We start from the raw sequence: 14,547 nt of genomic DNA on the forward strand, positions 1-14,547 counted from the left end.
AGCAACCGTCGAACGAGCACCGACCCCTTGCGTGCCGCCCTTTTTGTGCGCCATCAACCCGTTAGAGCTACCCACACCAACCCGCTAAATGGCACAAGCGTACGACAAGTTTCGGCGGTTATCGGGTGGAGAGGACGTGCGCGATGTGGTGCGAGGTGCTCCAGGACATCCAGCTCGCCGAGCTGCCGCCGCCGTGCGCGGTGCGCGATCGACGGGCGATCTCGGCGTCGCCCCAGGAGAACCGGGCGCCCTCGGCCGGCCAGTGCGGCGAGCGGACCAGCGTGCGGCACAGGTCCTGACAGCGGTCGTCGCTGCGCCCACCGCGGCGCGACCAGCGGTAGATCCACCAGTCGTGCGAAGCGGTGTACCGCAGCGTCGGCAACTGCCGGTGCCGCTGCACCCCGAGCCGGCGAACCGGCGAGGTCACGCCGTAATCCGAATAGCCGATCCCGGGCTCGCCCAGCCGCGCCCACACCCGCTCGTCGAGCCGCCCCAGCTGCACCGGAAGGTCGGTCGGCAGCTCGTCGAGATTGGCCGGCATCGCGCCGGACGCCACGCTCACCGACCGCCAGGGCATGCCCCGCGCCCAGCGCAACACCCGCCGGCACTGCTCCTCCACTATGTCCGCGTGCGACACGCAGGCCGTCTCGGCCAGATCGATCAGCAGGTCGATCTCCTCGACCTCGAGCCCGGTGCCGCGCAGCAGACGCTCGGCGACCTCGGTCGCCTCCGCCGGATTCCCGGCGTCGACATGCGGCTGAAGCCGCAGAACCGCGCGGCGCAGGTGCATTCGAGCAGCAAGGCCGTGGGCAATCAGGCGACGATTGCTTTCGTACGGGCGGAGCACCGGCAACATGGCCACGCCCAGGTCCGCCAACTGTTCGGCCAGGTCGACCGACGGTGATTCGAACGGATCGACCGGTTTGGGCAGGCCGCCGAAGTCGATCGCGATCGCGCCGGTCCGCGGTGGCAGCTGCCGGATCAACGGCAGGATGCTCGGCCCCGGTTCCAGCTCCAGGATCGGTGTCACCCGGGCGGCGTCCTCGGCGGCCAGGTGGGTCAGGGCCGCGAGCTCACCGCGGCGCGGGCGCAGGATGGGACGGTAGGTGTCGTCGCGAATGGACCCTGCCGTCGTGAAGACCGCCATTCACTCAACGTAGCGGCCTCTTGTCGGATTAGCGACACTCATCGATTTAAATGCGAGAGTATCGCCTGATTTGCCTCCCACCCGTCCGGGAACTTCACCGGCACGTTGAGGTGCACCGGCTCGGTCGACGGATGCTCGTCGAGCAGCTCGGCGATGCCGTCCCGGGCCACCACCACGCATGCGTGCCGGTGCCGCGAGGTCAGCACGCACAGCCGCCCCGACTCCAGGTGGAAGGCGGTCGCGTCGCGCCGCCCGGACAGCGGATGCAGCACGATGGTCAGGTCGTACTCCCGCCCCTGCAGCCGGTTGGCGGTGTCCACGGTGACGCCGGCGGCCTCCGGCGGCAACTGCGCCCGGATCGCCGCCGCCTGGTCGCGGTGGGCCGCCCCGATCGCGATGCGCTGCGCGGTCAGCGGCCGCTCGCCCGCCTCGGAGACCGTGACGCCCTGCCGGGCCACCGCCCGCGCGGCCAGCGCGGCACAGGCCGCGGCCGCCTCGGCGTCGGTGCGGATCGTGAACCGCTGCGGCAGCCGGTGCAGCCCCCAGCCGGTCGCCGCGGCGGTGTCGAGCACGTCGTCGAGCTCTTCCTTCCCGCTGGCGAAGGCCAGCGTGCGATCGCCCGGCCCGGTCCCCGACCGGAACCCGGTGAACGGGTAGAACGCCTCCGCGACCACTCCCGCGGCCGAGTGCGGCAGCCGCCACGACACCGGGAGGCGGTGCAGCGGCAGGTCCGGGTTGTGCCGCAGCAGCACCGCGACCGCGCTCTGCATCGGGTCCCAGGAGAGGCCGGTCCAGCGGTCGACCTCCACCGTGGAGAACGGGTCGAGCTGGCCCGGGTCGCCCACGAACAGCGCCCGCTCGAACCGCGAAGCCACTCGCAGCAGCGCATCGGACCGCATCTGGTACGCCTCGTCGACGATCGCCCACGGCCAGACGCCGTCGGCCACGGTGGCCCACTTGGCCGCCGTACCGATAGTGACCGCCGGTGAACCCAGATCCGCGACCTTCGGTCCCACCCGGCATGCCGGGTGGTCCTTGACCCGCTCGGACGGCTCGTAGTCGACCGCCGAGAGCCGCCCCACCCGCACCTCGGGCGACCGGGCGCCCAGCCGCTCGATCAGGTCGTCGACCTGCTCGTTGGTCTGCGCCACGATCATCAGCGGCGCCCCGGTCGCGGCCAGCTCACCCGCCGCCCGCACCACCAGCGTCGACTTCCCTGCGCCAGGCGGCGAGTCGACCACCACCCCCCGGTGGTCGCCGCTGCGCAGATCACGCAGCACCGCCTCGACCACCCGCCCCGCCTCAGCGGCCGGGCTGACCAGCATGTTCCCACTCACCCCGGCACGGTAGCGCGCCGGCGGCCCGGCGCTTCGCAACCCGGGGCTCCCGCGAGCGATTGGGAGGCGGGCTTCAAGGCGCGCGCGATCCAGTCGCGCTAACTGTCCGCGCTTGGCGCAGTTGCGAGCCGGCACCCGCAGCCCCGATGAACGCGTCACGGTGACCGTCGGCTCGACCCGGGCGACCTGGTTGACCTGGAGCTGGACGGACGCATCTGGACTGCTCCCGGTTCCCTTGAAGTAGGGGTCTTTGGTTGCCGATGAGCCCCCGTTTTTCAGGATTTCGGGCAGGCCGCACGCATGGGAGTCAGGCCCGGACGCCGAACAGCGTTGCTTTGAGTTCGGAATCGTGATCGGTGGCCGTCTGCCGCGCCGCATTCTTGATCTTCGGTCTCATTATGTGGGGCTTGATCTTGTGGTCCGAGTTGCATGTGGACAGTGGGATGTGTGGTTTGTGGAAAGGGGCGTAAGGCGCGAACTGCCCGGTCATCGGGGCTTCTGACGGAAATCTGACAGCTGGCTTGTTGGGCACCCGGCAGCGGTTCGGTGGGAGAGCGCGGCGCGGGGGTGGTGCGGGCGACCACTGTGGATCTCCGGGCTCCGTATGGGAGCGCGCCCATATTTCTGGAGTATTGGTTTCGTCTATGTCTTCGCGCAGGTGAGAGGCTTTTGGATCGTCACTGTGAGTGGATGTTTGCGTGATGGTCACCGCTCTGAAATATGCGAGTGATTCACTGTCTTCGCGGGTTGAAAAACGAGGCCGGCATGCAACTTGCACGTGCGGTTCGCCGTGCAAGTTGCATGTTTCGCAGCCTCTGGACCTGCAGCTCCGTCGTCGTGGCTTAGTTCTGCTCGTCGCACTCGTTTTCATTCATGAGCGTTTCTGCGATGTGAGAAGCCGACCCTTCCAGTCGATCACCGGAAGTGGAACTCTTCTAAGCCAGCAGTAACGCCAGCGACACGGACGGTGGTGGTAACGAATGCGCCCAGACGTTCTGGTCGGTCCAAGCGAGTGGGTGGTCGAACAGTTCGGCGACAAGGTTGCCGGTGAACTGTGGACCCGGGTCCCCGAGGCGTTGAGCACCGCGATCGACCGCGAGGTCAACGCTCACCCCGCTATGACGCAGACCATGGAACGAGTGATCGCGAATCCGCGATGGCCGCTTCCTTACGAGGAGCTCGTGCTCTTCCTGGGCACGCTCCCTGGCGCCGAGATCATCAGTGTGCCTAAGTCCATCTATCAGCTTGTCGTGATCAACGGACACGTCGTGGTGCCGTGGTGCTACGGCCAGTCCGCCCAGACATCCATGCGCGATGTCGAGGTCGGCCGCTCGTTCGGCCGGCTCGCCCGAGAGTTGCTGCGCCGCTTCGGTCCGCCCTGGCGGCGTTCTCAGGCCGAGGCCCCGCTCCCGCTCGACGCCGTCGACGAACGCGAGGTAGCCAAGATCTGCGCGGCGATCGCGCAGATCGATCCGAAGCCCGAGGTGGTCATCGCCGGCTTTGCCGGAGCGCCGCATCTCGGTCTGCTGCGGGCCTGTCTCGGTGAGATCAAGTCCACCGACAACGGTCACCTGCTCTGGAGCCACCTCGACGACCTACCGCTCCCGCCACCCGTGATCCCCCGCCCACGTCGTATGCAGTTCCCCTGATCGACCTTTCCCCGCAGGCGCCCAGCCGAACGGCCCTGGCTCCGCCTCGGGGAACGGCCGGGGCGGGCAGAGGAACGGACCTCGCTCACCCGGCCGGCGGGTGGCCGAGAATGGTCGGGTGAACGTAGATCTGACGGACTCGTATGTGGTCACCGGTGGCGGTCGCGGCGTCGGGCGCGCGATCGTCGAGCGGCTGGTCGTCGCCGGTGCCGCGGTGGCGATCGTCGAGTTCGATCCCGGGGCGCTCGACTGGCTTGCCGATCATCCGGCCGCCGATCGGCTGGTGCCGATCATCGGCGATGCCGCCGACGAGCGGGTGGCCGCCGAGGCGGCCGGGGCCGCCGCGAAGCTCGCGCCGCTGCGCGGCTGGGTCAACAATGCCGCGATCTTCCGGGATGCCTGGCTGCACGAGACGCCCGCGCGCGAGGTCATCGGCCTGATCGGCCGCAACCTCGACCCGGTGGTGGTGGGTTGCGCCGCGGCGATCCGCCACTTCCTGGCGGCCGGCGCCGGCGGCGCCGTCGTCAACGTCTCCTCCCACCAGGCGCAGCGTGCGGTGCGGGGCGCTTTCGCGTACGCGACGGCCAAGTCGGCCATCGAAGGCGTGACGCGAGCGCTTGCGGTCGATTACGGACCTTCCGGCGTACGCGTCAATGCCGTGGCCCTCGGCTCCATCGCCACCGACCGCTCGGACGCGCATCTCGCCGCCCTCGACGCCGTGGAGCGGGACCGTTTCGCCCGCGAGATCAGCCTGCTGCAACCGGTCGGCCGGATGGGCCGCCCGGCCGAGGTCGCCGACGTGGTCGCCTTTCTTCTTTCCGAGCAGGCGGCCTTCGTCAACGGCGCGATCGTCCCGGTCGACGGTGGGCGCGCGGCGGTGGGCCGCGATCCGGAAGAGGCCTGAGGAGGCATTTTCTCCGCCGATCTGGCACGGAGAAAAGCAACAAGCAGCTTGTCGTACGACTATAGTCGTACGCATGGAAGAACCGATTCGTCTGGCCGGCGCCCATGAGGTCCGAGAGCTGCTGGGTGTGAGCCGGCAGCGGGTCTACCAATTGGCTGCCCGCTCCGACTTCCCCAAACCGGTCGCCACCCTGGCGCAGGGCAAGCTCTGGCTGCTAGGCGACATCGAGCGCTGGCTGGCCGACCGACGCGGAACCGTCGGCCGGGCCGCGCGGCGAAAGTCGTTCGAGGACGAGGTCCGCGACCTGAGCGCCGACTTCGTCCGGACCGACGCCTAGATCCGCCGCGCACCCGGGTCGCGAGCGGGTTATCGGGGGAGGAGGTAAGCGGTGGAGAAAGGCTCGAAGCGGGCGCGCAGGTCGGCGTAGGTGGTGAGCTGGAAAGCGGCCGCCAGGGCCGTGCCGGCGGCCGTGATCAGGCCGGCGATCACCTGGGTGACGATCGTGGTGGCGGTGGACTGGCCGGCAATCGCGGTGATCGGGTTGGTGATGATCGAGCTGCCGATCTGCAGGCCGTAGATCACGGCGCCGGTCACCAGGGCGCGGATCAACGAGGCGCCCAGGTCGGCGTGGAACAGGGCGAACACCCGGCTGATCGGGTTGCCTCGTTCCAGCAGCACCACGGTCGGGAAGGTCGCGATCACCAGAAGCAGGTAGATGCCGGGCAAGAAACAAGCGGCGATGCCGGCCAGGACCATCAGGCCGGCCGGGATGCCCCAGCCGATCAGGGCGGGCAGGCGGTACATCGCCGTCCTGAGTGCCTCACCGATCGAGAGCGGGCGGCCGGTCGCCTGCTGGACCAGCACCTGCAGCGACGCCAGGGTGGCGATCATGCTGAATACCAGGGCGATCAGGAAGGTCGGCGCCATCAGGGCGTAGTTGCGGAGGACTCCGCCCCAGTCGATGTCGGCGGAATCCAGCATCGTGACGACGCTGTTGGTCTGGATCTCCACCTGGATCAGGAAGATGATCAACGGGATCGCGGCCAGCAGCTCGAACAGGGCGATCGGCCGCCAGGCCGCGCGCACCAGCCGGAAGCTACGCGTCCACCAGCCGGACAGGTCCGCACTGACCAGCGGATCGTCGGGGCTCGCATAGAAGGCGGTCGGCAACTGCCGGAACGTCGGAACGCCGTAGCCGGGCGTGTAGTACTGGTGGCCGGGCGGCGGCGGGTAGTGCTGATAGCCGGGCGGCGGCGCATAGTGCTGATAGCCGGGCGGCGGCATCTGGCCATATCCCGGCGGCGGGTAGAGCGGAGCGGCGCCGGGCGGCGTAGCTCCGGCGTGCGGATAAGCAGCGGAATAGGGGTCGGGCCCGGTCCACGCTCCGGGCTGCCCGGCACCGGCTTGCTGCGGGTTCCACGGTCCCGGTTGCCCCGCATCGCTCTGCGGCAGGTTCCACGGTCCGGGCTGGCCCGCGCCGGTCTGCGATGGATTCCACGGCCCGGGTTGTCCGGCGCCGGCGTGTGGCGCGGCTTGCGGTCCGGGCTGTCCTGCACCGGTTTGCGGTGCATTCCATGGTGCCGGTTGTCCAGGGCCGGTCTGCGGTGTGGCCCACAGGGCGGGCGGTGCCGTCTCGGAACCGGGCATGGCCCAGGGGTTGGGTGACTGTTGCCAGGAGCTGGTCATCCCGCTCCACGGATCGACCGGCGCCGACGGTGTCAGCGGATCGACCGGTGGTGCCATCGGGCCGGGCACGGCCAGCGGATCGACCGGCGGCGGAGCGGCGGGTGGCTGCTCGTTGTCGGAGGTGCCCGGTCGGTTGTCGGTCAACGTCGTCCCGCTCTCGGATGGAGATCAGCCGCGCCACCTTAACGGGTGGGGCCAGGGGAGCCCAAGGTTAAGGGCGGTCCGCGACCCGCCGGTCCGCGCCGGGCACGGGCGCGACACGGCCGCCTAGAATTTGGAGGATGGCTGAGCTTGAGTCGCCCACGACGATCCGTGATCGGGCCGTCGCGGTCGCCGACTACCTTCTCGCCGTCCGCGCCCAGATGGAACGCCCGGCCCGCACGGTGCCGAACGACGCCCACCGACTCGACGCACTGCCTGATCATCCGGCCTGCCAGATCGGCCCGGCCGCCGACGGCACCTCCTGGCTGCGAGTCGGTCTGCCCGACCTCCCGCCGCCGGTCGCGGTGCCGGCGGAGCTGCGCCGCCGCCTCCGCGGCGACGTCACCGCAACCGCCGAGCCCTCCCCAAACGCTGACGCAACCGCCGGCCCGGTCGCGCCCGGAGCCGCAACCGCCGGTCCTGCCTCGCGCGGAGCCGCAACCGCCGGCCCGGTCGCGCCCGGAGCCGTAACCGCCGGTCCCGGCGCGCGCGGAGCCGCAACCGCCGGCCCGGTCGCGCCCGGAGCCGTAACCGCCGGTCCTGCCTCGCGCGGAGCCGCAACCGCCGGCCCGGTCTCGAGCGGAGCCGCTGCCGACGGGCCGGTGAAGCGCGGAGACGCAGCTGCCGGGTCTGCTTCGAGCGGAGCCGCAACCGCTGGGTCTGGTCCGGGTGACGAAGCCGGCGCGGATCAGGATCAGTTTGAGGGCTGGCGGGATCAGGTTTGGCGGCCGTGGGCTCGGGTGACCGGTGAGGCTGAGAAGACGCGGGTGCTGCATCGGCAGCTGTTCGATCTGATGCATCAGGTCGACATGACCGCGGCCACCACCGAGCTGGTCTGGGGCCATGGCCTGCTGGAGACCACGATCAACGGCGAGAAGGTTCGTTACCCGTTGATCGCGACCCCGGTGCTGATCGACTACGAACCGGACAGTTCCCTGGTCACGGTGTCGCCGGCGGGGCCGTCCCGGCTGCAGACCGATGCGCTGGCCGGCCTCGACGAGCGCTACCTGAGTCAGCTGCTGGCGCTGGCCGGGCCGGCCGGCACGCTCGAGGTCGATCTGTGGAACGACCTGGAGCGGCGGGAGCTGTTCGAGCGGGCGCTGGGCCGCCTCGGTTACGACCGGCTGGTGACGGACGGGCGCACCGAGACCACGCAGCCGCACATCGCCGACGTCGGTGTCCTTTTTGCCCGGCCGAAGCAGCGGTTGCTGCGGGGCTTCCTGGAGAGCCTGCGTGATCGGTTGCTGGCCGGCGACACGTCGAGCATCGGCGCGCTGAGTGCGATCGTGGCGCACGAGCCGTCGAAGCTGCGGATGCCGGACGACCGGCCGGAGGAGTGGCAGCGGGTCGGCGAGCGCCTGCTCATGCCGCTGCCGACGAACGAGGCGCAGGAGTCGATCGCCCGCCGGCTGGCCCAGCACCGCAACGTGGCTGTGCAGGGGCCGCCCGGCACCGGCAAGACGCACACGATCCGCAACCTGATCTGCCATCTGATGGCGAACGGCAAGCGCGTGCTGGTGGTGGCGCAGAAAGAGGACCCGCTGCGGGTGCTCCGCGACGGCCTGCCGGAGGGCATCCGGGCGCTGTGCCTGGCGGTGCTGGGCCGCACCACCGACCAGTTGGTGCAGCTGCAACTGGCCGCGCGGGAGCTGGCCGACCGGGCCGCCACCCTGGACAAGGAGGCCGAGACCCGCCGGGTGGAGCGGCTGACCGGCCTGCTCGAGGAGGCGGAGCGGGAGCTGGCGACGGCCCTGGGCGGCCTGCGGGCGATCGCCGAGAGCGAGGCGGTGACCTTCGCGATCGACGGCGCGCCGATGACGCCGGTCGAGGTGGGGGCCTGGCTGCGGGAGCGTGCGTCGGCGCACGGCGGCATCCCCGATCAGCTGGTCAGCAATGCGCCGCTGACCGGCGAGGAGTTCGGCACGCTGCTGGAACTGGCGGCCGGTCTGTCGCCGGCCGACCGGCGGGCCGCGCTGCGGCCGCTGCCGGAAACGGCCGACCTCCCGGACGAGGCGGAAACGAGAAGGCGGCGCGAGGAGCAGAAAACCCTGGCCGGGCGGGTGGCTGAGCTGGCTGCCGCGGGTCTGGCAATTGATGAGGTACGCCGTGACGACCTCGATCAGATACGCGCCGACGTCCGCGACGCCCTGACCTGGCTGCGCCGCCGCGAGGGGGCGTGGACCGACCGGCTCGGCCGGCTGTTGAACGATCCGCACTGGCGCGCGGTCTGGTCCGACCACGTCGCCGCGACCGAAATCCTGCTGGCCGAGCTGGCCGCGTTGACCCGAGAGCTGGCCGGCCACCGCGTGACGGTGCCCGAGAGCCATGCGCGCGAGCCGAAGCGTCTGCTCGCGCAGCTCGCCGAGATCCGGCAGCGCTTCGCGGCCGGCCGCTCCCTGAGCCGGCTCCTGCAGGCGCCGCTGTGGAAGCTGGCCGACGAGGTACGCGTCGACGACGAGCCGTTGCGCACCGCCGAGGACGTCGACGTCGTCGCCGCCTGGGTGCGCCGCCAGCAGGCCCGGCTGCGGCTGGGCGGCCACTGGTCGGAGTGGATCGACCGGCTCTCGATCCCGGTCCCGCCCGGACCCGGGAGCTCCGTGCCGCCGGTGGGCGCCGGCCATGGCACGCCGTCGTCCGGCGATCCCGAGATCTGGGCCGGGATGCTGCTGTCCGACGCCGGTCAGTCGCTGGACTGGGACGTTCAGCACTGGCCGGTGCTCGCGGAGCGCCTTTCCCACCTCGTACCGCAGCATGATCTTGACCTTGATCCGGCGGCGCTGGCCGCGGTGGAGAGCCTGCTCGACGCCGCGCCGGCGATTGCCGAGTTCGATGCGCTGGTCGCCGCGGACGCCGAGGTGGCCGCCCGGCTCGCGGCCTGGCCGAGGCTGCTGGAGGCCTGGTCGACGCTGGCCGGGTGGGATGCCGAGCTGGCCGAGGTCCGCCGGCTCGCCGCGCTCCGGCCGGCCGCGGAGAGGTGCGTCGAGCTGCGCGATCGCCTCGCCGAGGAGGCTCCGGTGTGGGCGGCCGCGATCGACGCCGGCCGGGTGCCGCCGGTTTCCGGAAAGGCGTGTCTGGACGCCTGGTCGTGGCGGCGGGCGCAGACCTGGTTCGACGACGTGATCGGCAGTGTCGACCCGGCGGTGCTGGCCAAGCGGGTGGAAAATGCCCGCGAGAAGATCCGCCGCCGCACCGCCGACCTGGTCGTCGCGAGTGCGTGGCTGGAGGTGGCGCGCAGTCTCGACGACCGGCGCAAGGCGGCGCTGGCCGACTGGACCACCGCGCTGCGCAAGATCGGCAAGGGCACCGGGCGCAACGCGGCGGCGTGGCAGGCGCACGCGCAGCGGCACATGGAGTCGGCGGTCGAGGCCGTGCCGGTGTGGGTCATGTCGGTGGACCGGGCGATCGAGCAGTTCGCCGGCGGCGCCCACTTCGACGTGGTGATCGTGGACGAGGCGTCCCAGGCCGATCTGTTCTCGCTGCCGGTGTTGTCGCTGGCCGAGCGGGCCGTGGTGGTCGGCGACGACCAGCAGATCGGGCCGCAACTCGGGTTCGTCGGCTCGGTGTCGGGGCTGATCCACAGCCATCTCGTCGATGTGCCGTCGGCCGAGCACTTCGACCCGGAGTCGTCGCTTTATGACCACGCGGTGCGCCGGTCGCCGCAGCGGATCCTGCTGACCGAGCATTTCCGCTGCGTGCCGCAGATCATCGAGTTCTCGTCGCGGCACTACTACGACGGCAAGATCATGCCGCTGCGGGCGGACCGGCCGTCGCTCGCGCCGATCCGCACCGTCTTCCTCGGCGACGGGGTGCGGCAGTCGCTGTCCGGCTTCGGCGATGTCAACGTGGCCGAGGCGTCGGCGCTGGTCGCCCAGGTGGCGGCGATCGTGCGGAATCCGGATTACGCCGGCAAGACGCTGGGTGTGATCTCGCTGCTCAGCACCAGTGGGCAGGCCGGTTACCTGCTGCACCTGTTGCGCGAGGAGATCGGCGAGGACGAGATCCAGGCTCGGCGGATGCGGGTCGGCGACGCCTACACGTTCCAGGGCGACGAGCGCGATGTGGTGCTGGTGTCCATGGTGGTGTCGGACAACGATCCGCGGGTGGCCGCGTTCACGAAACGCGAATACCACCGGCGGATCAACGTGGCCGCGTCCCGCGCCCGGGACCAGCTGTGGATCTTCCATTCGGTACGGGCGTCGTCGCTTCTTGCCGACGATGCGCGAGCGCTGCTCCTGACGTACGCAAGCAACGTCTTTGAAGTTGATCTTCCGAAGGATCTGGCGGTCTGCGAGAGCGACTTCGAACGGGACGTGTACAAGCGGCTCACCGGGCGGGGGTTCCGGCCGGTGCCGCAGTTCAAGATCGGCGCCTACCGGATCGACTTCGTGCTGAACGCGCCGGACGGGCGGCGGCTGGCCATCGAGTGCGACGGCGACAGCTATCACGGACCGGAGCAGTGGGAGAGCGACATGCGCCGGCAGGCCGTCCTCGAACGGGTCGGCAACTGCGTGTTCGTGCGCATCCGAGGCAGCATCTTCGCGCGCGAGCCGGAGGCGGCGATGCGCCCGGTCTGGCAGCGCATCGAGGAGCTGGAGATCATTCCGGTGCCGCGCCGGACGGTTCTGGAGGTCGGCCAGTGGCAGGGCTCCGGCTCGCCGACCGCGCGCCGGCTGGCGGTGGGCGCGGCCGAGCTCGCCGCGCTGGTGCCGGGGGACAAGCGGGTGCGGGTGCCGATCCCGGACGAGCCGTCGTCGACCGATCTGCTGGCCCGCAACCTGGCCGCGATCCGGGCCGTCGGCTTCGAGCCGCCCACCGTGACCGTCGGCGGCGACTGCGGCGTCGAGATCGCGCCGATCGAGGCGGCGCTGGCCGCGCACGGCGACGGTCTCGTGGTGGTCTGGTTCGACGCGCACGCCGACCTGAACACACCCGACTCCTCGCTGTCCGGCGCCTTCCACGGCATGGTCCTGCGCACGCTGCTCGGCGACGGGCCGGCCGCCCTGCTGCCGAACCGCACGCTGCGGCCGGAGCAGGTGGTGCTGGCCGGGGTGCGGGCGCTCGACCCGGCCGAGAAGGACTACATCGAGGCGGCCGGGATCGCCCGGGTGGAGCCCGCCTTCTTGCTGGAGGCGGTCGGCGCGGCGAAGGCCATCTACATCCACATCGACCTCGACGTGCTCGACCCGGAGACGTTCACCTCGGTGGGCGCGCCCGAGCCCGACGGGATGACGCCCGATCAGCTCGTGACCGCGGTGCGGTCGCTGACCGAGCGGTTCCCGCTGGCCGGGCTGGGCATCACCGAGTACCAGCCGGGCCGCGCGAGCGACCGGGCCCTGCTGGCCACGATGTTGCCGGCGCTGCTGGATGATTAATCGCGGATCGAGCCGACCAGGTCGCCGCCTCGGCCGTAGGCGATGCAGGTGACCGTGCGGCTCTGCCGCCAGGAGTCTTCCGGCGGGTAGAGCCAGATGTAGTCGACCGCGGCCGGATAGGTCGAATCCTCCAGGTAGATGGCGATCTCGCCGCCGCAGCGACTCTTCGACTGGGCCATCACGGTGTCGTAACCGGGGTACCGGCCGGCGGGCAGGTCGAAGGTCGCGTACACCTCGCCCTCGTGCGACGGCCCGCACGGCACCGATTCGAGATCGCCGTTCAGGTCGTTCAGGCACTCTCCGACGATGAACGTGCGTGGCGCGGGCTGGTCGGCGGCCTTGTCGTCCTTGAGGCCCGCCCGCACCCCGATCACGACGCCGAGCGCGACCGACAGGCAGATGACCACGAACCAGAAGCCGGACGCGGCCAGCCCGCCGATCGCCAGGCCACGGCCGGCCTGCCCGGTGCGGCGGATCTGCACGAGCGCGGCGATCCCGAGGCCCGCGGACACCGGGAAGAAGGGCGTGAACCCGACCAGGAGCGAGGCGATCGCCAGACCGTTCGTCTCCGGGGCCGGCTTCGGCGCGTAGTAGTAGTGAGGGGGGTCGATCACGACCGGGGAGGGTACCGGTTTCTAGGCGTGCTGACTGCCCCGCTCGATGCGGGCCTTGATCCGGCAGTGGTTCGCCAGCAGTGTGACCAGCGCTGGGCCGTCGATCAGCTCGAGCGGACGGCCGGCCAGCGCGTCGTACGCCTCCGGGTCGATGCCGCCCAGCGAGACCAGGATGCCCTTGGTCGCGCCGGCCGCGGCGACCGCGCCGGCCAGGGCGTGCACCGCCCCGGCGCCCGCCGCCCCGCCCCGGATCGCGTGCAGCACCACCGTGCCGCCGAAGATCGGGCGTGGATCGGTGGCCGTCCAGCGCACCCCGGTGGCGGTCGGCGACGGCTCGCCCATCAGCAGGCCCATCACCCCGAAGAGATCCGCGATCTGCCCTTCCCACTGCTCGTCGGTGAGCGTGACCAGGTTGGGCCGCGCGTCGATGTCGGCGAGGACGTTGAACTCCTCGGTGTAGTCCCGGTCGGCGTCCTCGTCGAAGTCGATCTTCGGCGGAACCGCGGTCAGCTCGTCGGGAGCGATCGACAGCGCGCCCTGCAGGTGTTTGACGCAGGCGACCGGGTCGACCCGGCGCAGCTTGATCGCCGCGAACGTCTCCCGCTCGGTCTGCACCGACACCAGGACCGGGCGCACGAAACGGCCGGTCCGCCGGTCGATGGTGTCGACGATGCCGTTGAACGAGACCTGCCGGACCAGCCCGCCGCGGTCCGCCTCGATGATCTCGTGGATGGTCCGCAGCGTGACCCGGGCGATGACGTCCACATAGCGGCGGCGGATCTCGTCCTCGTCGCGGGGGATCGCGCACAGGTCGTTGCGAACCCGGTCGAAGCGGTGCTCCTTGACGACCGGGATCACCTCGATCGGGGGTAAGTGATATTCGATCAGGAGGTGCTTCTGCTTCGGCAGGAAGGCGAGGCGGAAGTGCTGTGGGAAGTCGTCCGGGTAGACCGAGTTGCCGAGCACCATGGCGAAGTACTCGACCACCGAGGCAGGGTCGGCGCCGGCCACCGCGGCGGCGAACCGGTCGACCTCGGCGTTGTAGGCGACCATCTTCGTCTCGTAGGCGCGCCGGCTCTCCTCGTACGCCTGCTTGCGCTGGGTCAGCTGGCGTTTGCGCCGCTGCTCGCCCTCCACCCACCGGGCCCGCGCGTATTCGTAGTTCTTCCGGGCGTTGGCCGTCTGCTGCTGGTGCAGCCGGTCGCCGCCGAGGAGTTTGCCGACGCCGCGCGGCTGCGGCGGCAGATAGCTCTGCCAGGCCGGCTCGGGTTGCGGCCGGGCGAGCGGGCCCGCGTCGAAGGGCGGCACCGCCAGCGGCCTCTTGAACTGGTCGAGGTCGATGTGATCGTCCACGTCCAGGGTGGAGAGCAGCAGCGAGTCCAGGTCGCTGATCCGGGCCCGGATCTCGGCGTTGGCCGCCGCGGCGCCGGCGGTCCGCGCTTCGATGTAGAGCTGCCGGTGCTCACGCTTGCGTTCCGCATCGGACGCCGCCTGCTGGGCGGCGGCGATGGCCAGGTCGGCGTTTCGCCTGATCAGCTCGCGCTGCTGCGCGGCGGCATTGTTCGCCCGGTGCGCGTCAGCCGCCTGCGTGGCGTGCGCCCGCTGCATGTCCCGAATGATGCCCATGCACTCGTCCG

General features: G+C 70.8%; 9 protein-coding genes. 4 read left to right on the forward strand and 5 right to left on the reverse strand.

Annotation, left to right across the window (positions count from 1 at the left end; translation table 11 throughout):
* Positions 1 to 118 precede the first annotated feature (118 nt).
* Positions 119 to 1,147 (reverse strand): beta family protein, encoded by a 1,029-nt coding sequence (locus tag AB0E90_RS20545; RefSeq protein WP_360407589.1) that lies wholly within the window; start codon positions 1,145 to 1,147, stop codon positions 119 to 121.
* Between the two features lie 38 nt (positions 1,148 to 1,185).
* Positions 1,186 to 2,472, reverse strand: a complete 1,287-nt coding sequence (locus tag AB0E90_RS20550) for an AAA family ATPase (RefSeq protein WP_360408478.1) — start codon at positions 2,470 to 2,472, stop codon at positions 1,186 to 1,188.
* 992 nt (positions 2,473 to 3,464) lie between these two features.
* On the opposite strand from AB0E90_RS20550, the gene AB0E90_RS20555 reads away from it, so the two are divergent.
* The 3 genes from AB0E90_RS20555 to AB0E90_RS20565 all read left to right on the forward strand — a co-directional run bounded on the left by AB0E90_RS20555 (position 3,465) and on the right by AB0E90_RS20565 (position 5,374).
* Positions 3,465 to 4,133, forward strand: a complete 669-nt coding sequence (locus AB0E90_RS20555; RefSeq protein WP_360407592.1) for a hypothetical protein — start codon at positions 3,465 to 3,467, stop codon at positions 4,131 to 4,133.
* A 118-nt stretch (positions 4,134 to 4,251) separates the two neighbouring features.
* Positions 4,252 to 5,037: an SDR family oxidoreductase gene (locus AB0E90_RS20560; protein WP_360407594.1), complete on the forward strand. Its 786-nt coding sequence runs from the start codon at positions 4,252 to 4,254 to the stop codon at positions 5,035 to 5,037.
* A 73-nt stretch (positions 5,038 to 5,110) separates the two neighbouring features.
* Positions 5,111 to 5,374: an AlpA family phage regulatory protein gene (locus AB0E90_RS20565; protein ID WP_360407597.1), complete on the forward strand. Its 264-nt coding sequence runs from the start codon at positions 5,111 to 5,113 to the stop codon at positions 5,372 to 5,374.
* Between the two features lie 29 nt (positions 5,375 to 5,403).
* Here the strand turns inward: AB0E90_RS20565 and AB0E90_RS20570 are convergent, their stop codons facing one another.
* The gene (locus AB0E90_RS20570; protein ID WP_360407600.1) at positions 5,404 to 6,321 is read right to left on the reverse strand and encodes a hypothetical protein; all 918 of its coding nucleotides are present in this window, start codon (positions 6,319 to 6,321) and stop codon (positions 5,404 to 5,406) included.
* Between the two features lie 683 nt (positions 6,322 to 7,004).
* Here AB0E90_RS20570 and AB0E90_RS20575 point away from each other — a divergent pair.
* Positions 7,005 to 12,296, forward strand: coding sequence for an arginase family protein (locus tag AB0E90_RS20575; protein WP_360407603.1), 5,292 nt, complete (start codon positions 7,005 to 7,007; stop codon positions 12,294 to 12,296).
* On the opposite strand, the gene AB0E90_RS20580 is transcribed toward AB0E90_RS20575, so the two are convergent.
* Together AB0E90_RS20580 and AB0E90_RS20585 are read right to left on the reverse strand one after the other, a co-directional pair.
* A complete protein-coding gene (locus AB0E90_RS20580) occupies positions 12,293 to 12,910 on the reverse strand; it encodes a septum formation family protein (protein WP_360407606.1) in 618 nt (205 codons plus the stop codon). The two genes, AB0E90_RS20575 and AB0E90_RS20580, sit on opposite strands and share 4 nt — an antisense overlap.
* A 21-nt stretch (positions 12,911 to 12,931) precedes the next feature.
* The gene (locus AB0E90_RS20585; RefSeq protein WP_360407609.1) at positions 12,932 to 14,536 is read right to left on the reverse strand and encodes a restriction endonuclease; all 1,605 of its coding nucleotides are present in this window, start codon (positions 14,534 to 14,536) and stop codon (positions 12,932 to 12,934) included.
* Positions 14,537 to 14,547: the final 11 nt, after the last annotated feature.

Origin of the sequence: Actinoplanes sp. NPDC026619 (assembly GCF_040638295.1) — a bacterium.
Taxonomy (GTDB): domain Bacteria; phylum Actinomycetota; class Actinomycetes; order Mycobacteriales; family Micromonosporaceae; genus Actinoplanes.

Coding starts and splice junctions, on each gene's coding strand:
- AB0E90_RS20555 (WP_360407592.1), top strand. CDS start 3,465: ATGCGCCCAGACGTTCTGGTCGGTCCAAGCGAGTGGGTGGTCGAACAG.
- AB0E90_RS20570 (WP_360407600.1), bottom strand. CDS start 6,321: ATGCCGCCGCCCGGCTATCAGCACTATGCGCCGCCGCCCGGCTATCAG.
- AB0E90_RS20585 (WP_360407609.1), bottom strand. CDS start 14,536: ATGGGCATCATTCGGGACATGCAGCGGGCGCACGCCACGCAGGCGGCT.
- AB0E90_RS20575 (WP_360407603.1), top strand. CDS start 7,005: ATGGCTGAGCTTGAGTCGCCCACGACGATCCGTGATCGGGCCGTCGCG.
- AB0E90_RS20550 (WP_360408478.1), bottom strand. CDS start 2,472: ATGCTGGTCAGCCCGGCCGCTGAGGCGGGGCGGGTGGTCGAGGCGGTG.
- AB0E90_RS20545 (WP_360407589.1), bottom strand. CDS start 1,147: ATGGCGGTCTTCACGACGGCAGGGTCCATTCGCGACGACACCTACCGT.
- AB0E90_RS20565 (WP_360407597.1), top strand. CDS start 5,111: ATGGAAGAACCGATTCGTCTGGCCGGCGCCCATGAGGTCCGAGAGCTG.